Source organism: Neorhizobium huautlense, assembly GCF_030811685.1.
In the GTDB taxonomy this organism is placed as follows: Bacteria; Pseudomonadota; Alphaproteobacteria; order Rhizobiales; family Rhizobiaceae; genus Neorhizobium; species Neorhizobium huautlense_A.
On sequence record NZ_JAUSRF010000031.1, the window covers coordinates 1 to 19,575 of the forward strand.

At 62.3% G+C, this 19,575-nt stretch carries 8 protein-coding genes; 7 read left to right on the forward strand and 1 reads right to left on the reverse strand.

Annotated elements, in window-relative coordinates:
- Nucleotides 1–1,310: 1,310 nt before the first annotated feature.
- Entirely contained in the window at nt 1,311–2,138 is an 828-nt protein-coding gene (locus J2T09_RS26635; protein WP_306840111.1) for an aspartyl/asparaginyl beta-hydroxylase domain-containing protein, read from the reverse strand.
- Nucleotides 2,139–2,588: 450 nt separating this feature from the next.
- On the opposite strand from J2T09_RS26635, the gene J2T09_RS26640 reads away from it, so the two are divergent.
- From J2T09_RS26640 to J2T09_RS26670, 7 genes are all read left to right on the forward strand, one after another.
- On the forward strand, nt 2,589–3,101 hold the full coding sequence (locus tag J2T09_RS26640; RefSeq protein ID WP_306840112.1) for a hypothetical protein: 513 nt from the start codon (nt 2,589–2,591) through the stop codon (nt 3,099–3,101).
- A gap of 9 nt (nt 3,102–3,110) precedes the next feature.
- Nucleotides 3,111–3,773 carry a hypothetical protein gene (locus tag J2T09_RS26645; protein ID WP_306840113.1) on the forward strand — a complete coding sequence of 221 codons (663 nt, stop codon included), beginning with the start codon at nt 3,111–3,113 and terminating at the stop codon, nt 3,771–3,773.
- Between the two features lie 315 nt (nt 3,774–4,088).
- Nucleotides 4,089–4,550 (forward strand): PE family protein, encoded by a 462-nt coding sequence (locus J2T09_RS26650; RefSeq protein WP_306840114.1) that lies wholly within the window; start codon nt 4,089–4,091, stop codon nt 4,548–4,550.
- A 228-nt stretch (nt 4,551–4,778) separates the two neighbouring features.
- Nucleotides 4,779–7,319, forward strand: a complete 2,541-nt coding sequence (locus J2T09_RS26655) for a lipase family protein (RefSeq protein WP_306840115.1) — start codon at nt 4,779–4,781, stop codon at nt 7,317–7,319.
- 1 nt (nt 7,320) lies between these two features.
- The gene (locus J2T09_RS26660; RefSeq protein ID WP_306840116.1) at nt 7,321–8,445 is read left to right on the forward strand and encodes a hypothetical protein; all 1,125 of its coding nucleotides are present in this window, start codon (nt 7,321–7,323) and stop codon (nt 8,443–8,445) included.
- Nucleotides 8,442–17,975, forward strand: a complete 9,534-nt coding sequence (locus tag J2T09_RS26665) for a DUF6603 domain-containing protein (RefSeq protein ID WP_306840117.1) — start codon at nt 8,442–8,444, stop codon at nt 17,973–17,975. The genes J2T09_RS26660 and J2T09_RS26665 overlap by 4 nt, the downstream gene beginning before the upstream one ends.
- 30 nt (nt 17,976–18,005) lie before the next feature.
- A complete protein-coding gene (locus J2T09_RS26670) occupies nt 18,006–19,571 on the forward strand; it encodes a hypothetical protein (RefSeq protein WP_306840118.1) in 1,566 nt (521 codons plus the stop codon).
- The last annotated feature ends 4 nt before the right edge of the window (nt 19,572–19,575 follow it).

Sequence of the window (19,575 nt, forward strand, 5' to 3'; positions counted from 1 at the left end):
CACTCGGTGACATCATCAGCCTCTTCTCAGTCGATGAGTGCAGAAACTTCTTCAAGGCAGCAGGATATGAGGCCGAATAGATGCGACACGCTTTAACTCGCAAGTTCGGCTCGGTCCCTTCGATATTTGTGGCGGTACGATCGGCTGGTTGTCGGGGCTCGCCCACCGTCCCATTTGTGTCTCCGTAAGGCGCAGAAGCCGGCGGATGACGCAGCCGGTTTGTCACTCAATTACAATCATGAGTAAATGGTTGCAATTGAACACCCAATGATTGTGTGCCATCGTTGCCCGGCTGGGCGGAGGTTTGGGCCGATTTTCCCGGTGTTTTCAGCTTTGGGAGCATAAAATGAATTCGTTTTGGGTTAAATTCAGCGAAGATACGACAATTGATCAAGTTGTGGCGGGTCTGAAAGCAGTCCCGGCTTACAATGAGACATATAAAGACGATACATGGTTTTTCGATGCGAATTGGGGAACCACGCAAAGGGATCTCAATAACCTGAAGGGACGGATCGAAACGAAATCGGGTCGCCATAGCGTCGACGATATCGGGACTTGAGCGATCGACGGACCCCGAAAAAAAACTGTCTGCCGATTTGTGGATAAAAGGATCGGACACGCTTCATCAAAGCGTGTCCGATCGCTTGTCCATTGCTGCACGATGTTGCTGATCCGCAAGCTCCCGTCGTCGTGACGGGGTCGGATATTGGTTCGGCCGCAGCGCCGTTGCTGGATGGCTTTGGGGGACGAATGAACATACGGCGCGTATCCGCCAGCCCTGGAAGACGGGCGCGCCTTTCAGGCAAGATGACAAGCGAGATCGGCTCGGGCGTACCATCGTGGCATAGGCCTCGCCAATCACCCTTGGCCTGACGAGAAACTTGGCCCTGACAGAAGCAGCCCAGGCAGAGTGCTTCAACTCAAGGAAAGGCTGTCGATGGTCCGAGGATCGCAGCAGGATTCCACTGCCACTTTCCATTCCCGCTTCCAATACTCCCTGTCGGCGCGCCTCGCCTTTTGGTCTCTCTTTTCGAATATGCCAGCCTGGCCCAATCCGCATCTGTCCCCACCGCAATGGATAAGGTAGGTCGAAGGCTGCCGGCAGACGGCCTTCGACCTACCGCTTCAAAGGGGAATGCGTGGCAATTTCTCAGTTCCGATGGCGGAAAACGATCGGACCGTGTGCTCGTCAGGGCGCAAACACGCCAGATGTATCTGACGATTTCCCTGCCGAAATCAGCCACGATTCCATCCGCATCCAAGCCAGAACCCTGATATGGTCCGATTGCGCGAGCCTCCGCGCAAGAGCGTCATTTGACCACGCTGTACTGTTTTTCGTCCGGCGGCGGATATGGTGCGACCTCACCCCGGGGAGGCGGTAACAACGCGTTCATGTTCTGCACGATGCGGGTCGCATAGTGGTACCTGGCGGTAAGCTCCATGAGGCGGGCGATGCCGGTCAGCGGCCAGGGCATCGGGCGGCGAATATCCACCATGAGAATGACCCGCATATGCGCGCTGTCATTGATAACCTCGTGATTCCATGAATCATCGAAAAGGACGCTTTCTCCGGGCTTCCAGGTGTAATAATGGTCCTTCAGCCGGATCCGGGGCGGTTTTTCCGATGGCACGATCAGGCCCAGATGGTATCTCAGATAGGCACGTGACGGCCCGACATGCGCGGCGACATTTTTGCCCGGTTCCAGAATTGAAAACATCGCCTGGTAAACGCCGGGAATACGGCGCACGAGTTCCAGCGTTTTCGGTGCCAGAGCGGGTGCCGCATCGGGCGTGCGCCCGAAGCAGGTCAGCATGAACACGCTCCAGCGCTTGTCGCGTTGCAGCCGACCCGACGAATGTATCACGTCGGTATCGATGGCGTGGTAGGACGGCAACCTGCCATAGGCCGCCAGCACCGTTCGCGCCTCTTCCAGAATGATGTCATAGGCGCGGTCGACCTCCCGCAATTCCGGACGCGTGGCGTCGATGTCGTGGAAGACCAGCCGGCGGGACCCTCCGGTGTAAAGATCGAAAACCGGATTGATGAGGCCGGAAAGATTGTAAAGCGAAAGGGCTCTTCGCCAGCGCCGCATAAGCGACAAAAAACCACCAATGCGTGTATCCTGATTTTTCAACATGATAATCTCCCAGCCACGTGTAGCATACCGGAATTCTGGAGAGGGCGATGAGGCCGAGACATGACGCTGCGCTGCCACTCACCCGTGAAAATTGTGTCTCTGCACCCGAAAAAATCACTTAACAGACGAAATCGTTGCTGCTAACCTAGCAATTATGTAGTGCTTTGTAAATCTGATACAACCATCAATAAAATCTGGAATTGATGTGTTAATTCTCTGAAAACAAACGCATCATCGCAATTATTTTGCCGCCTAACAAACCTTGATCGGGGCTGATGTGCTTTCCGGCGATCGCGAACCCGTGACACTTCCACAGGAGGAAACCAAGTGGCATTTCAATCCTATTCCGAAGCGCATCGAAACATGGTTTCACGGACCGCGGAAGCCGTTGGCCTGCGCCTTGAGGATCTCGACGGCGTGAGCTTCGGGCCCCATTCCCATAGCGGCGCGATGAAGGTCTCGGCCGATCCGAATCTGGATAATCTCAACTCAAGATTGATAACCGTGAACTCGGTCGAGGAGTTGAAACAGATTGGCGGTATCGCAAACGCCCAGTTCAAGGAAGGCAATGACAGGCACCTGAACTATCCGGATGAGGTTGCTTCGAGCATCATGAGTGCCATCGACCGGGCCAAGTCGGACAATTGTGCGCTGGAGAGCTTTATTGAGCCGCACCACCTGCAGAATATCGACGCGGCCATGCTGGCCTTCGTGAATGGCAACAGCGAAAAGGTCAAGGGATACGAACCGGTCATCAATGCGCTAAAATTTCCGGCGCAAATCCTGGTCACTGCCGGCGAAGACATCACGGTCACACCGTCAAACCCGCTGATCATCGGCGAGAACAGTCCATTTGTGCAGGGCGGTCTCGCGCTGTTCGGCACGGTGACTGTCGAACCGGGTGGACAGATCCAAATCCTGATCCCTGTCACCTTTCAAGCTTCCCAGCTGATTTTGAAGTGAGGATCCGAGATGACGAACCAACCTAACGTACAGGTCGTCGCAACCAACGGAACGGACGGCACGAACGGCAGTCCGGGCGGCCAGGGATCTTCCGGGAGCAACGCCACAGGCGGGGTCTGCGGCGGCAAGAACAACCAGAGTTGCAGCACGGCACCGACCGCCGCCGGCAATGGAGGGACCGGCAGCAATGGAGGAAGCGGTTCTGGCGGTGGCGGTGGAAGCTGCCCGGCGTCGCTGACATTCAAGGTCGGGGATATATCCGGGCAATTCGTCATCTCCGTCATCAACGGAAACGGAGGGCGAGGGGGAAATGGGGGCAATGGGGGACCTGGCGGCACGGGCGGAAACAGCGCGAATGTCGCGTCCTGCTGCCAGGCAAGCTACGGCACCACGATGGCGGCGGGTAGCACGGGTACCGCCGGCAATGGTGGGCCGGGCGGAAGTGGTGGAAGTGCAGCCCAGCTCGGGACATCCATCGTCATCTTGTACAATTCCATCTCGAATCCGAGCTACACGCTGGACGTTTCGAAGTTCGGTGCCGGCGGCGCGGCGGGACAGGGCGGCGCTGCTGGCGGCAATGGCGGCAGTCCTGGTTCAAACGGCTCCACCGGAGCACCGACGCCGGCCGGCAAGGGCCCCACGGTCGTGATGCAACAGGACGTAAACATCTGATGGCCGCACCCCGGACCGTGCAGAAGCATCGGAGGATACGCTGTGAACCAGAGTGACGCACAAATTGTAATCATCGGGCAGGACGGCGCCGATGGAGCGCAGGGGACAGTCGGAAATCTCGGCGCGGCCGGGAGGGACGGCTCTCCAGGCACATGCCAAACAACGACGGGTTGCCATAAAAAGCTCCAGTGCGTTTGCGGCACGAATGGCACCAACGCCGGAAACGGCAGCGGCGGCGGAACCGGCCAGTACGGTGGGAATGGACAAGCCGCACCGATCGTCAATATCCGATATGACCAACTGGTCGGCGACCTGTTGATCTGGGCACAAGGGGGCCGTGGTGGCACCGGCGGCACTGGCGGCACCGGCGGGGCCGGCGGCAAAGGGGGCAACGGTGGCTCCAACCAGCCCCAATGCATCGACAACACCAACAAAACGCCGCAGTGCGACCTCACCAGCGGTGGCAGCGGTGGCAATGGTGGCCAAGGTGGTGCTGGCGGAAACGGAGGCAACGGAGGCCGTGGCGGAACGGTCACTGTTTATTATTCCTCCCAGGTGCCGGGCAACGTAACCGTCCAGACCCCGGGAGGCGCCGCCGGGCAGGGTGGCGGTTTCGGCTTGGGTGGCGCAGGCGGGCAGGGTGGTCTGAACGAAGCTGCGAGCGGGCAAAACCCGACCTCTGCGCCGAGTGGTACAACAGGCGGCGGCGGTACTCCGGGAACAAACGGCTCCACCGGTTCGAACGGCACGGTGACATACATGCATGTCGATACCTGACGCATGGCTGGTAAAACCGGCCACCGGTGCCGGGGTCAATCAACCTGCGAAAACAAAGATTTGAAGCACGGCGAGCGAAACCGAAAAATCGCGACGTGCTTCAGGGGGGGCGACCTGAGGGCCGGCAGTCCGAAACGGGCTTGCTTCGCATCGTGTTCAGCCCGGCGGCGACAATGGGCCGGCGGGCGAGATTTGTAAATTTTGGTGTAGTTTTCGAGGTGATACGACATGGCCTCCGTTACCCAATATTCGGCCGATACGGCCAATGCCCTGCTTGACCTTATCGATGTGGCAGGCGGCGATCTGAACAATGTGCGGCTGCCCAACAGGCCGCCAACCAGACTCAACGCCGTCACGACATTCGGGAATTCTTCGATTTCCAGCGGGGGCGGGCGAGGTGTCCTGACGGCAGGCACTCTGGCGGGTGTCGATGGCAACGTGGCGGTTCTGGCGCTCGCGGTCAACTGGTCGCTGTTCAACAGCTATTTTCTGCAGAGCTACCTGACGGGGCAGCAATCGCCGCCTGCATCCCTCGGCCTTGTTCCGCAGATCGATGTCAGCAAGCCGACCGCCCAGATCGCGCTCGGTTATCAACTCATGTTCGGCACACTCCGCAACCAGGTCTGGGCCGCACTGGAGGAGCTTTCCGAGAGAGTGCCGGGGTACCGCACGTCCTATCCCTTGATCGTGGTGGGAATGGGTCCCGCGGCACCGCTCGCACAAATGATCGCCGCAGAAGTGAGGCCCGGGCAATCCGACCCCGCCGGCGGCGCCGGTGCGAAAAGCAAAGTGTCCGCTGTCGCCAGCTACGCGTTTTCGGCCGCGGGATATGGCAACGACAATTATGGCAACGGGCTTGTCAGAGCGGTGCCCGCCAGCTTCGTCATCAATCTCGACAGCATCGACAATTACCCATCCGATACCGGGTCGCCGGCAAACTGGTCGATATCCGGTGCATGGCAAAACGCCAGAACCAGAGTTCCGACGACCGATGTGCCGTGGCTGGAGCGGAGCCCCGTCTTCTACCAGACAGCCTTCGGCGGTGCCCAGCCGGTCCTGCCTGCGGACGGCACACTCGACCAGCCGGCAGGTTTTTCGGCGGACTTCGCCTATACCCTGTCCACGCTGGGAATGATCGCCTATGGGCTTTACCAACATCCGGAACTGGGCGCCAGTCCCGCAATCCCCAGCGGATATGCTCTGGCGGCGGAAATCAAGGTGGGCGGGGTCTCCTGGGGGCTGGTTTTCACCAATCTTGGCAAAGTGATCGTCGCTCTGCGTGGACCTTGTTCCTGGGTGGAAACCCTGGCTTTTTATGGCAACGGGACCACAAGCCCCTTTCCGGGTCAGGGCACAGGCAGGATCCTGTCCGGCCTGGCGGATTTTTTCCCCGGTCTCCTGTCCGCCACGACGGCGGTTCTGCAGGGAATATCGGGGATTGCAACCTGCGAACTCTATTTCACCGGTCACGATTTCGGTGGTTCCCTGGCGACGCTGGCGGGATACAGTCAGACGGTTTCGCCGGCTCCGGGCATTGCCGCCACCGCCGGAATTTACGGGATCGGCTCCAACCGTTTCTGTGATTACGTGTTCAGCGCCACGTTGCAGGCAGCTTTGCCCAACAGGTGTTTCCAGGTGACAAGGCCCGGTGATGTGGTGGCCGGAAGCGCCGGCCTGTCGCTGCTGGCTCCTGCGCCTGTGCGGGTTTCCCTGACCGGCGGCACGTCTTCGCGCGCAAACAGCACGACGGGCCATACGCTTGCGATCTACAATTCGCTGATGAACCCGCGGGCGCCGGCCACCGCGGATGTCAGGCAAGGGGCGCCGAACGCGCTTGAACTCGGGCTTCTTGCGCCCCCTGCGCAGGCGGGCAAGGCGGATACGGACGGGCTTTCGGATCTGTCGTTGAGGGCAGCAAGATTTCGCGACATCGATCCGGCCCATCTGGCGGGCGAAGAGCTCGATACTGCCGATCACAACGGATGGCTGACGCTGTCGGATAGTCCGCGTGCGGGCGGCGTGGCCGCTGCGCAGGCTCTCACAGCCGGGCCCGTTCGGTATGCGGCCGGTGCCATCCGCGTGCGTGCGGGCCACAGGCTCGTCGTCACGGCGCAGCAGAAACGGGCGGTGGAAGTGATCGCGCCGAACATCACGGTGGAGCCGGGGGGACGGATCGTCATCCAGACGGATGCGACGATTGTCACCGATGCGCTGCAATCGACGGACGGAAGCATCATCGAGATCGATGTGCAGGGCATCAATGGCGTTCAGGGCCAGCAGGGGGTAACGGGCGCAAGGGGAAGCAATGGCGGCGGATCGACGCCGGGAGGGTCCGGATCGAACGGCGGTTCGGGATCGAATGGCGGGGATGGATTTGCGCCGAGATCGGTGACGTTTCATGTCGGCGACATTCAGACGGGTCTGAACGTGACCTACACCAATGGCAATGGCGGTGCAGGCGGCGGAGGCGGCGCAGGCGGCGGCGGTGGCGACGGCTTGCCGGGGGGGAATGGCGGCGACGGGGCTGGCGGCGGCAATGGCGGTAATGGTGCCACGCCGGGGCCACAGGTGATCGTCTATTACAAGACCATATCGTCATCCGCCCGGATTCATCTGAATCCGCACGGCGGGCGTGCCGGCATCCCCGGCATTGGCGGCCAGGGCGGGCAGGGTGGAATATCGGGCGGCCACAATGGACGCCCCGGCAATGGAGGGCGGCCGGGCGAGAATGGCGGGCCGATGACCGTGTCCGTGATCAAGGAGCCTTGACATGGAGCAAGGTGTGAGGAAACCCGGATCGGCATCCGCATGGCCGCGTCCCAAACGCGACCGCAGCTGTGATCCCTTCGCCCTGCCGTTGCCACGTTATTCCGGCCCTCAATGCAGCGGTCATCTGGAAATGCCGCAGGACGCGCTTGCCCATATGGACAAGGTTGTCACGTTTCTGGGCTTCGACGCGGAAAAGACGCGCTGGACGTGGATCGATACCGCCCGGCACGGGAAGAGCATCCGGCTGTCCTGGGTCGAGGACCGGTCCTATCATTCGCCGGCCGAGACCTGGCGACACCTTCGGGTCCGTTTCGTTTACGACCATATCGTCCTGCGTGAAGGCGCGACACTTGAACTGGAAACGCCGTTTGGCGACCCTCTGGAAATCTATGTCCATAAATTGACGATGATGGCGGGCGCACGGATCGTCATCAATGGCGGGGCGACGGTCTTGTCCGTCGGCCAATGGGTGGGGCTGAAGGAAGCCAGCAGCCAGGACCTGCCGGCAATAGAGCTGGTCAGTGCGGCAGGACGTCCGGGCCATGTCGGCAGTGCGGGCGCCGACGGCAGTGCCGGTTGCCGTGACGTGCCGCAGGGTGATCCCGCGTCTGGCGGCGCCAGCGGCGCACCCGGGCTGAACGGCGATCCTCTGCGCAATTGCGCCGTCTCCGTGCATACGATGACAGGATATGGCCGGCTGCGGATCGAGCCCGGCGCGGGCGGTGCAGGCGCAGCCGGGCAGCCCGGTGGGAACGGCGGCCGCGGCGGCACCATCGCATTTTTCAAGATTGGCCCCGGGGGTAATGGCGGCGACGGCGGGGATGGCGGGGATGGCGGTCGCGGTGGCGATGCCGCCTCGGTTCGGCTCGATTTTCGCCGCAGGCAGCAAAACAGCGACGTCGTCTTCGAAATCCTTGCCGGCCGGGGTGGACCGGGGGGGGCTGCTGGAGCGGCGGGCGCAGGGGGGCTGGGCTGGCCAGATGGGCTGGACGGGCGCCATGGGCGACCTGGCCAACAGGGAATGGAAGGCCGCCCGCCGGATATTTTTTGGGTTCACCGATGGGATGCGGACGAAACGCCGGCTGTGCCGGCACCCGCGCCTTTGTCAGAGGCCGTATCGATATGAATAGCCCGATCACGATATCCGCCAAGGACACCGACAACCAGGTCATTCAGCTCGGTCAGGCCTGTGGCCTGCTGCGGCCGGTGCCGGGTGAAGAAGGGGTCAGCGAACTCAACGACAGCTGGTTTGAGGATCCGGTCGCAAAGACCGGTGCGGGTCTGGCCGACAATCCCGAAACGCTTGCCAGGCTGATTGCCGGGCTGATCGGCGATCTTTCGGGCAGTTCCCTTGGAATTCCGGTGAAGGAACCGGGTGAACTGGGCACCTGGTATCCGTTCAACAAACCCAACACGGAGGAACCGAGCGGATTGTATCTGGCCACCCAGCGGTCGGCAGAGGAGGCGACGGGCACCGGTCAGCCGCCCACCGTCTTCGGCGTCGGCGTGATGTATAAAAAGACCATCACGCTCACCGACGAGGACAAGGCGCAACTGGATCTGGTGGCCGACGGTCCTGAAGGGATCGACATCAATGTCTGGGGTCTCATCCCGCTCGTTTTGCTGGGCAACGGGGCCGTGGCTGTGGTGGCGGGCAGCGATGCGCACCCGTTCACGATGGGGTTCGAGATCGTCGGGAGCGGCAATACGCCACTCGTTTCGGTGGCCGGCTTCAGTTTCGAAGGCGTGCGCGTGTCGGTGAACATCGCCCCGTCGTCGGCCGATCCCATCTCGCTTTCGCTGGTCGTGCTGCAATTGAAGCTTCCCACCGATCCGGCACCCGTCGACCGCACATTGGCCGATCTGCAGGCGATCACCGGTGCGGAAATCCTGGCGACCGCCTCGGCGCTGGCGCTGGCGGCGCTGACCAAGCTGGTCGGCGAACAGCCGTCTTTGCCATTTCTTTTGCCCGCGCTCGGCCTGGGGCCGTCCGTTCCGGGTATCGATGGGGTTGTCCTGCCCATTCTGCGCTGGGACGAGTTCGTCGAAAATGCCATCAATGGCGGCCCTCTCGCGCAGCCGTTTGTCGACTGGTTCACAGCGCTTGCCAGCGACCCGAACCTGTTGTCCGCCTGGTTGCAGGCGGTGGGTGGCGCTGTCGGCGGTCTCACCGGCGCGGCCGCGACACTATCGGGCAGTGGCAGCAGGCAGGATCCCTACAAGGTTCCCGTCTTCGGCGTTGCGGGTGCCGGCACGCTTCAGCTGAGCGCGGCAACCGCCATCAGCGCAAACGGGGTGCGCCATTTCTATCCCGGCCTGATCTTCGGGTCCGATCCGTTCGTTTTCGGCAGCAGCCATGTCGCGCTTTCCGCCGCGGCGGAGCTGGAATTTCTCGATTTCGCTCTGTCGGGCGATGGCGGCATCGCGCCCGGCCGTTTCAGCGCGGGCGTGACGCTTGCCAATAAAAACGCGAACCAACCGCTTTTTTCGGGAACCATTGCCGATAACAGCTATACATTCGCCAGCTTCGCGGCGGGCATGAGCGTTTCGATTTCCGGGTCTGATGTCACGGTGCTGCCCGCCTGCACGCTGAACGGTGTCATTACCCCGACCGGCCAATATCCCTCGATCGACCTGACCCAGCCCGACAAGCTGGTGGAGGCTGCCGAAAACGAGCTGACGGCGGCCATCAACGCCGTCTTCAACGAACTTTTCGGCCTCGGCCACGACAGCAAGATCGGCATCTCGCTCGCCGCCCTGATGGGTGTCGCCCCTCCGGACGGGCGCATGGACGACTGGCCGTTGACCCCGCCCTTCAGTGTCGGCGGTCTGGCAGGTTCCATCCAGAACCCGGTGGGCGCTTTCAGCGCCTATTGGGGCGACCTTGTCAGCGCGACGCTTCCCGTTGCAGGGCAACCGCCGTTTTTTTACATGGTCGAGGCGCTGGGTTCCGTGCTGCAGGTGGCCAGCGGCAGTTCGGTATCCGGATCCGGCAAGGCGGCGAACCCGTGGTCGATGCCGATCACCAGCACCGGCGGCCGGGCCGCCGTCGAAGCATTTATCGACGATCTGGGCGGCGGCGGTGCAAAACGGCTCGTGCTCGGCATCGGCGCAAACACGTCCATTGCACTGGCGGATAACAGTCTCGATCTTGCTTTCACGCTTTCCATGCTCGGGCTCGACGCATCCGCGAAGGCGGGTGGCGGCATTACCGGCGCACAGATCCTGCCCGGTGTCGCCTTTGCCGGATCGCTTTCGGGCGGCGTGTCCACACCTGAGGTTGCAGGTGCTTCTCTCAAGATCGACAGCGGCTCGATGACCGTGGGCTGGAGCCCCTATTCCGGCTGGGGCTGGTCCATGCAGGTCAGCGCCCCGGCGCTGGTGCTGGACGGCCGGGAGATGCCTGTTGGCGCGCCCATGAATTATTCGGATGGCGACAGCCTCGAAAAGTTTGTCACCGATCAGGCCCAGACCTTCGCCTCCATCCTGACCGCGATGCTGGGTGTCGCCCTCTACCGCAGCGAAAAGCGCGCTGGTCTTGCCCTGACCGGTTGGCTGGGGCTTCTGCCGGACCTTGCGTCCTTCATACCGGAGGGGATCGACTGGCCTTCGGCCATGCCGTCCCTGAAACCGACCAGTTTCGACGATCCGGTCGGTCAGATCCGCAAGCAGATCAAGTCGGTCCTGTCGGCGGATAGCCAGGCGAAGGCGGCGTTGGGGCTGCTCGGCTGGGCTATCGACGGCACATCCATCACGGCGGCGGCCGTAGCGGGCAAGGGCACCCGAAACGATCCATACCTCCTGCCGCTTGGCCTGCCCGGCGGTTTCCTCGCCAGCCTCTGGCAGGACGATGGCAAAACCTTCGTGTCACCGGGCTTTGCCACGCAGCAGACGGTTTCGGTCAAGCAGGTCCGCGCGGAAACGACCGTCCGGCTCGATGCGCTGGCGCTCGGATGGGCGGATGGCAAGCCGGTGAACACGGAAGGCTTGCCCGCTCTCGGCGTGCGTTCCGTGCTACGCGGAGCCAGCGGTCCACTCGTCGCCGTGGCCGGTGTCGAAATCGCAAGCGTAACGCTCGGGCTCGATCTGAACCTCGATCTGTCGGGCGCTTCGCCGGTATTCAATGTCATGCCGGTGCTGGAAGCTCAACGGGTGCAAAACGATGCCATGCTGAGTCTGGCGGAGCTCGACGGCATTGGCGACGAGAGCGATCTGTTCGCCTGGATCAATGCCGGGATCAACGCTGCCGGACAGGCCTGTGCTGGCAATGACACGTTCCAGCTGATATACCGGGTTCTGACCGGTCTCGGGCTGGCCGTTCCGGCCTCTGGCGGCACGCCGCATTACGGCATTGATTCAGATGGGTGGCGCGCGCTGCAGGCGGATCCGCTGAAATTCATGTCCGGCGGTCTGATGCACATGCTCGCCAATCCCCAAACGCAGGCGGATTTGCTGCTGGCCGTCGAAAAAACGCTGAATTTCGCGTTTGCCGAGGCCGCGCCACGGCCTCTGCTGGCGCTCTTGTCCGGCCTGGGCATGTTGCAGGACCAGGCGCATGGATATGCCCTGAACCCCCAGGCGGTTATCGCGGTGCTGCGCAATCCCGCGGCGGAACTGTCCGCGCGAATGACGGCGCTGATGGGCAATTCTGCCGCCCGCTCGGCCGTCATCGCCAGCATGGCCGGCGGTGCCGGCAAGTTCAGTTTCGGCCCGGTGGAGGTCACAACCGCGAACGGTCGGGTGATCACCACCACGCTGCCACGCGGCACACTGACGCTGGGTGCCTTCCTAGCCCCCTCCATCGATTTTACGGTGGACCTGGAAACCGGGGAAACCTCTTTCGAACTCGGTCTGTTCATTCCTCAGGCCGGATTTTCCCTGGTCACGGGCATTGCCTGCACGGCGATCGGTGCTGCGCCCGCTGTTACGGCCGCGCTCGAATGGGGTGACGGGAGAATGCCGCAGCCGGCAGCCCTTACTGTTTTCCCGTTCGAGCAGACGACCTTCATCAACCAGCTCGCGGCCCTCGGTCCTGCCTATGTGTTGTCGATTTTCGTGGCGCAGGTGGTTCAGGATCGCCTGCTTGCCAGCTATCCGGTGGCATCCGGCCTGCTGGAATTCTTCGGTCTGGTGAAAAAAACACCGATGGACGGTGGCGACGTCTGGATCATGAAATCCACGCTCGGACTGTTCGAGGATCCTGTGGGCTGGCTTTTGTCCGACGCGGTTGTGGGGACCGGTGGCCAGCTCAACATCGCCGCTCTCGATAAGCTGCTCACCGCACTTCCGCAGGTAAGCGGTGCCGGCCTGACCCTGAAATCCGTGGGCGGTGTCGTTACCCTGACCGGCCTTCCCTACGGTCTCCAGCTTTCGGCGATGGCCGATACCGGCACCGGCCTGTTCTCGCTGCAGCCGGGGTTGACGACGGCCATCGAGGTGGGGAGCGGTGATGTTTCCCTTGAGGAACTGAGCTTCGGGCTGACGCTGACATCCGATTTTCAGCCCGGCCTGACCGGTGGCGCCAAGGTGGCGGCGCAGATCCCCGGCCTGTCCGACGGGCTTTTCCTGAAAGGCGGCTACGACCAGAAGGGCAACAAAGGGTTCAACCTGACGATCGGCCAGGGGGGGGACGGCAAGCCGACATTGTCGCTGGTTCCCTTCGGATCGTGGGAAACATTCGCGCTCAGCCTCGCGTCCGAAATTGCGCAGAAGCTTCTCGGCACGCTCGTCGACCGGTTGCTCATCGGGTTGGAGGCAAGCGGAGACGCGGATCTTGCGAAATTCATCGAAAACCTGCGCAGTACGGCCTCGACATTACAGGTTGGCGCCCTGATCAATGCGCTGATTGCCGCGCAGCCGGACCCCGACAAGCTGAGGGACGTGGCTTTCGCCTGGCTGAACGCACGTCTCTCCTCCAGCAATGCGGCGGCGACGGCGACTGCTGTGGCCAATCTGATCAGCCAGGCACTGGACGGCGTGACATCGGCCGGTGGGTTGTTGTCTTACGCTCCTTCCGACAAGGTGCCTGTGACCATTACCGCGGGGCTGAGAGGCGCCGCGGGCGATCAGCAGATCGGAATCTGGGCGCAACTGTCGGCCAGCGCCGCACAAGGCCGTGTCATCATCGCCCTTGCGCCGACCGGTGTCGGCATTCCGGTCCAGGGTGACACAACGCCGGTCGTGACGTTCGGCCTGACGGCTCAGGCTGTGGTCGCAAATGACGAAGGGCCGGGATTGACGGTCAGCTTCTCCAGCAGCGGCGGTATCACCGCGCTGATCGACCCGATGATGATCAAGGGTTCACATGGGCCCGGCAAGCCGCAGGCCACGCCCGATCTGGGTGTCGAGCTCTTGCCCCGGCTTTTCGGCCTTGACCAGGGAGCCGATTTCGACAGGAAGCTTGTCGCTGCGCTCGAAGCCTGGCTGCTTGATGTCCTTCTCTACGTGCTGCCCCGCTATGTGTCGATCGTGGTGCTGAACACCAAGGCGGTTTCCACCTGGCTGGACGATCCGCTAACAGAAACTGTAGCGCTGAAGCCGGGGGACGTTCTGGTCGATACGCAGTTGCTGGTGAAGGCCGGTGATCTTTACGTTCTGAACGACGTTCCCTCGCTGATCAAACTGGGGCCCGAGCAGTTCCTTGGCGGTTTCGTCAAGGCACTGACAAAATCCCAGATCAGGATTCTATCCTTCGAAAACGGGGGAGGCATCTGGATGGAGCCCGATCCGGCGGGCGGCTCCGCCTTTGGTCTGCGCTTTGCCATGCCCGATCTGTCCTTGCGTGCAGCGCCGAATTTCGTCTTCCAGATCGGCGCGAACGACAAGGACTGGATCGCGCTGACCGGCGCTAATCCCGAAGACTACAACACCGGTATTGCCGCCTATGTGCCGCTGAATGGACTGGTTCCCGAATTCACCGGGATCAAGCTCCGGCTCATCAATGTGGGTGTGGATTTCAAGGGGGCCGCCGGGCAGCCTTTGGTGGATCTCACCCGTTTCCAGCTCGGCATGATAAAGCCGCGCGGTCTCGTGACCTTCGACTTTGCCAGTTCGGGCATTATCGACGGTTATGGCGGGGGTATCGAGTTCGAAGACATCGCGATCTCGCTGGCCCCGAACAACATCGTGTCCGGTCCGGCCAGCAATGCGGTCGCGCAGAACCTGCTCGGTTCGGGCGACGCGGCCAGCAAGAACAATCCGCCGACAAATCCCGGTTTTTCCGCCCGTGCAGCGTGGCTGAAGGGCGAGAGCCTCGGCGTCGAACTTTATGACCAGAGCGGCTACAGCGCCACGCGGATCTGGATACCCGTACAGCGGTCCTTCGGCCCGGTCACGGCAAACCGGATCGGCTTCGGCTGGGACAATCCCAGCCGCATTGCCAGCGTTCTGTTCGACGGCAGCCTCAGCCTTGCGGGTGTGACGGTGGAGCTCATCGATCTCTCCGTCAGCGTCAACGTCTCCGACATTACCGATTACAAGCAATATTCCATGGATCTGGCCGGACTGGCGGTCAGTTTTACCGGTGGAGCAATCACCATCGAAGGTGGCTTGCTGAAGAACAGCGATCCATTGCGCTATGATGGCGAGATCCTCGTCAAGGCGAGCAGTTTCACGGTCTATGCGGTCGGCTCTTTCGCCATGGCGCCGATCGATCCGGGCAATCCCTCAAAGGGACAGGCGGTGTCGCTGTTCGTGTTCCTCAACGTCAACGCGCCGCTGGGCGGCGTGCCGGCGTTTTTCCTTCGCGGCATCGCCGGCGGTTTCTCCATCAACCGCAATATCATCGTTCCCGAAGCCGGCAACATCATGGACTTCCCGCTCATCAAGGGCGCGATCTCGTCCAGCGAGTTCGGCAAGGACGCGACGCCGGCAAGCGCTCTGGCCACGTTGTCGACCTCGGTTTACCCGGAAGTCGGCAGCTATTGGGTCGCGGCGGGGATCACCTTCACCAGTTTCGAGTTGCTCCGGGTTTTCGCCATGCTGCTCGTCAAGTTCGGACGCGAGTTCGAAATCGACGTGATCGGGGTCGCCAGCGCCAGCCTGCCGCCGGAATTGCCGCCCGCCAAGGCACTGGCCTTTGTCGAACTGGCCATCGTTGCGTCCTTCAAGTTCTCGGAGGGTGAGATCTCCGTTACGGCCCAGTTGACGCCGAATTCCTTCCTGCTGGTGAAGGATTGCCGGCTGACCGGCGGTTTCGCGGCGAAGTTCTGGTTCGGCTCCAACCCCAATGCCGGTAATTTCGTCATCACTCTGGGGGGGTATCACCCCGCCTTCACGCCACCTGATTTTTACCCCAGCGTTCCCCGGCTGGGCTTCGACTGGCCGGTTCTCGACACCGATGCCGTGAAGCTGAGTATCAGCGGCGGGGCGTATTTCGCCTTGACGCCGTCGATGATCATGGCGGGTGGATATCTCAAGGCGCTGTTCAGTTCAGGGCCCTTGAAGGCGTGGTTCGACGCGGGTGCCGATTTCCTGATCTCCTGGCAGCCGTTCTACTACACGATCGAAATTCACATCACGGTCGGCGCCTCGCTCGGCGTGGAGATCGCCGGCGTAAGCATCACGCTGAAGGCCGAGCTCGGGGCGGGATTGCAGATGTGGGGCCCGGCCACGGGCGGTCTTGTCAAGGTGAACTGGTACGTTCTGGCCTTCGACATCCCGTTCGGCGACCAAACATCCAACGATACCTTGCCCAATCTCGACTGGGCGACGTTTCAGAAACGTTTGCTGCCGCAGCCCGACATATCCAGCCCAAAGCTAGAGCGCGCGGTTGACGCGCAAGCTGGACCCGTTCCGGGCTACGATCAGGTCGTCATGAAGGTTCAGATTACGGCGGGTCTGCTCAGCGATGCGGACGAGGCGAATGACGCGGTGGTGCAGGCCACGCCGTTCGCCATAGAGGTGCGGTCGGTTGTGCCGGCTTCCACGGTCACTGTCACGGCCTCGTCCTTCAGCACGGCCAGCCCGGCTCTGGGCATCCAGCCGATGGGGCAGGCGGACGTCAAGACCGGTGTCACTGCCGGGCTGGAAATCCGCGACGACCAGAACAGGTGGAGCCCGGTCTCGCTGGTTGGCCGTGCAGGTGTTCGGCTGCTGCCGATCAGCGGCGGCGCACCTGATGCGATCTGGTCGACAAAGGTCTTCGATCGCCGAGGACTGCCGTCGGCATCCATGGTCGACGATGCGAAATTCGGCTTTACGCTGGGCACGACCGGCGATCATCTGGTCGACCAGCTGGCGGCGATGAACCTGCTGACGGCCTTCGGTCATGAAAGTGCAGCATCTCTGCCGCTGCCCTTTGCCACGACGTCGGCGTTCAAACCGGTGCCGCCGGCGCTCGGCCAGGACCGGCGTTTCGCGATCCTGATGAGCACGGTCATGGACACGACCACGGCCTCATCGCCAGCGTCCCGCCGGGCCGAGATCATGCGGCTGGTGGCAGGCAGCGGTATCGCCGTGATCGTCGATCAGAACCTCTCCGTCCTGGCGCGGTTTGCCGACCAACTGTTCCAGGCACCGCCGCATCTTGCCGAACTGGGTTTCGATCAGGCCGGCACTGCCGAACCTCTCGCCTCAAGGCGATCGCTGCCCGAAGCGAAATCGTCGGTCCTGACATCCGATGGTGGAGATCTGCCTCCTCGCTATCTCGGCGGCACGCACAGTTATGCCGTGCAGCGGGTGTCGGAACTCTCTGACAGCGCCTCTTCCATCTATCTTAGCACCCCGGTTGTTCACGCCCGCTGGAAGGATGTCGATTTCACGGGCCGCAATGCGCTGGTGCGGGCGCAGCAGGATGATGCCGGACTTCAGGTCGATGTGCGCCACGGCACCGTGGCGGTCGTGGATCTCGGCACCGGCAAGGGCCAGCCGGTGGTTGCGGGCGAGGGACCCGTGCCATGGCGCGTCTATGGATTTGACGAGGCGCAGCGTCTCGTTTCCGACATGGTCGTGGGCGCGGATGGTGGCTCGCTTTCGCTGCCGCCCGAAACCGTTCAGGCCGCCTTTGTCGGGTTGAACGCATGGGACGAAACGATTGTGCATGGCTGGAACCGGCACAGCACCTTGTTCCAGGTTGGACATTACACGATGCTGGGCGAGGGCTGCACGGTGCGGCCGCAAACCAGCCCGTGCCTGCGCCGCGGCGTCACTGAACAGCGGCGCGGTATTTTGAGCGGCCATGACCTGATGAGCAGAAATCGCGTTCAGCAAGGCACCGAAAGCCATGCCCCTGGCTGGACGGAAACGATTTTTGCAACCGGCCTGCAAACGGTGGCCGTCGTTCTGACGAAGGCCGGAGCCGCGGACCCTGTCCGCGTCAAGACGGCCGCCACGCCTTCCCCCTGGTTCGTGACCTATGGCGGTTTTGCCGATCCGGTCGATATCGTGGATGTCGAGGACGGGCGGGTTCTGCTGTTCGATCTGGCGGGGCTGCCGGCGGGTCCGGACATGCGAAGCGCGGTTCTGGTGAAGGGAACGGGTGGGCTGGCCGGCGTCTATGGCTGGCGCAGCGACGCCGACGAGGTGCGGCAGGGCTGGAAGGAACACCGGATGCTGTCGTTGGCAAGGCGGGTGCCGAACCCTGCCGGACGGTTTGCACCCCAGGCCGCCGACGCCGCGGCTGCGGGGCGTTCAACGGTGCAGGTGTTCCGCCGATGAGACGCTCAACTTCAGAAACGGGAACCGGTCATGTCTGAACAGATCCCACTCGCCACCGGCGATCAGATTCAACCGGGCGAAATCCGGTTCAGCGAAGCGGCGCTGATGCCCCTGAGCGCCGGCACCTATCGCCTGTCCGCCCGGCAGGAAGTCGTTCTTCAGCAGGAGGATGACACGCCGACCTATCTGGCCCAGCAACAGTTCGTCATTGACGGGCCCCGCTTTTCGCTGGCGCCCAGCGACGTGCAGATGGTGATGCCGCCCTCGGCTCAGGCGGGGGACTGGGAAAACTGGATGCCGAACATCGTCCTGCGCCGCCGGATCATTCCGTGGGTGCGCACGATCGACGGCAGTTCGCGCCCGCCGGACGCGGTCTCCACTCCCTGGATCGGGCTTCTTGTCGTTACCGATACCGAACTCGGCGGAGCAGCCGGCGCCATTCAGGCGCCGTCGCCGGTGGTGACGGGGACGGTGGCGGATCTCCTCCAGACCGGCAAGGCGAGCATTGCCGGTCCACAACTGGCAAATGTCAGCGCCGATGAGCAAAAAGCACCGCTGCTTTATCTCGATCTCGATGCGGCGCTGTTTCAGGGCATTGCGCCGACCCTGACGGATCTGACGTTTCTGGCGCATGTCCGCGACGTGAACACGGACAGCAAGGAGATCCTCGGTCTCGATGAAGACGGCAGCTTTTCGGTTGTCGTGGGCAATCGCACCATTCAGACTTCCGGCCGTGAGGATGTCGTCAACTATTGTTTCCTCGTGTCTCTGGAAGGCCATCAGAACCACTTGCCCGGAAACGCGGTTCCGCCAGGTGTCAAAACCTTCCGGTTTGCGTCGCTGGCATGGTGGAAGGTTCAGGCGCTGCCCGCGCGCGGCGATTTCATCGAAATCATGCAGGATCTTCCCGGGCTCGGTGGCGACGCTCTGATCGGCATGCCGCATGCGGCCATCGCCGGCATGGACGACAATTCCAGAACGGCCGCAGCTGGCCTCGGCATGGGTTATACGCCGCTGACGTACCGGATGCGCGCCGGAGAAAACGTAACTGCGTGGTATCGCGGTCCGATCGCCTCCGTTCCAACCGGAAACGACGGGCTTGGAGCGTTCCCGTCCAGCGATCTGGCGATACGCTACGATCCGAAAACGGCACTTTTCGATCTTTCGCAGGCCGCGGCCTGGCAGATCGGCCTCCTGCTGGGCCTGTCCGACAGCAGTTTTGCCCGGCAGCTTTTCGAGTGGAGGCGCGCCACGCATGCCTCGGTCCGGAATACCGTCAATCTGAATGCACTTGTTCAGCAATTGCCGGAGACGGGCGTTTCCTACGGGAAAGCGCGTGCGGTGAGTTCCGCCTCGCAAGGCCAGAGGCTTGCCCGCTTCGCGGCGACCACGGCGCTCAGCAGTGCGCTGATCGGAGAGGGGGTAGAGAAAAGACGCCCAACAGACAGACTGCCTAAACGAGTCCGTCGCGAGGAGCGAACGGTGGAAGGGACGCCCGGCACCGGCCTTGCAGCGCAGCCTGCCGGAGGGGCTGCGTCGGACAGTCTGGATAACCTGCTCGACCGGGTTTTTGGGCCCATGGACATAGTGGAGTGACGAA

What these genes read in the sequence shown, in the direction of transcription:
- J2T09_RS26670 (WP_306840118.1), top strand. Translation starts at nt 18,006, where the DNA reads ATGTCTGAACAGATCCCACTCGCCACCGGCGATCAGATTCAACCGGGC.
- J2T09_RS26640 (WP_306840112.1), top strand. Translation starts at nt 2,589, where the DNA reads ATGAAGGTCTCGGCCGATCCGAATCTGGATAATCTCAACTCAAGATTG.
- J2T09_RS26665 (WP_306840117.1), top strand. Translation starts at nt 8,442, where the DNA reads ATGAATAGCCCGATCACGATATCCGCCAAGGACACCGACAACCAGGTC.
- J2T09_RS26655 (WP_306840115.1), top strand. Translation starts at nt 4,779, where the DNA reads ATGGCCTCCGTTACCCAATATTCGGCCGATACGGCCAATGCCCTGCTT.
- J2T09_RS26645 (WP_306840113.1), top strand. Translation starts at nt 3,111, where the DNA reads ATGACGAACCAACCTAACGTACAGGTCGTCGCAACCAACGGAACGGAC.
- J2T09_RS26660 (WP_306840116.1), top strand. Translation starts at nt 7,321, where the DNA reads ATGGAGCAAGGTGTGAGGAAACCCGGATCGGCATCCGCATGGCCGCGT.
- J2T09_RS26635 (WP_306840111.1), bottom strand. Translation starts at nt 2,138, where the DNA reads ATGTTGAAAAATCAGGATACACGCATTGGTGGTTTTTTGTCGCTTATG.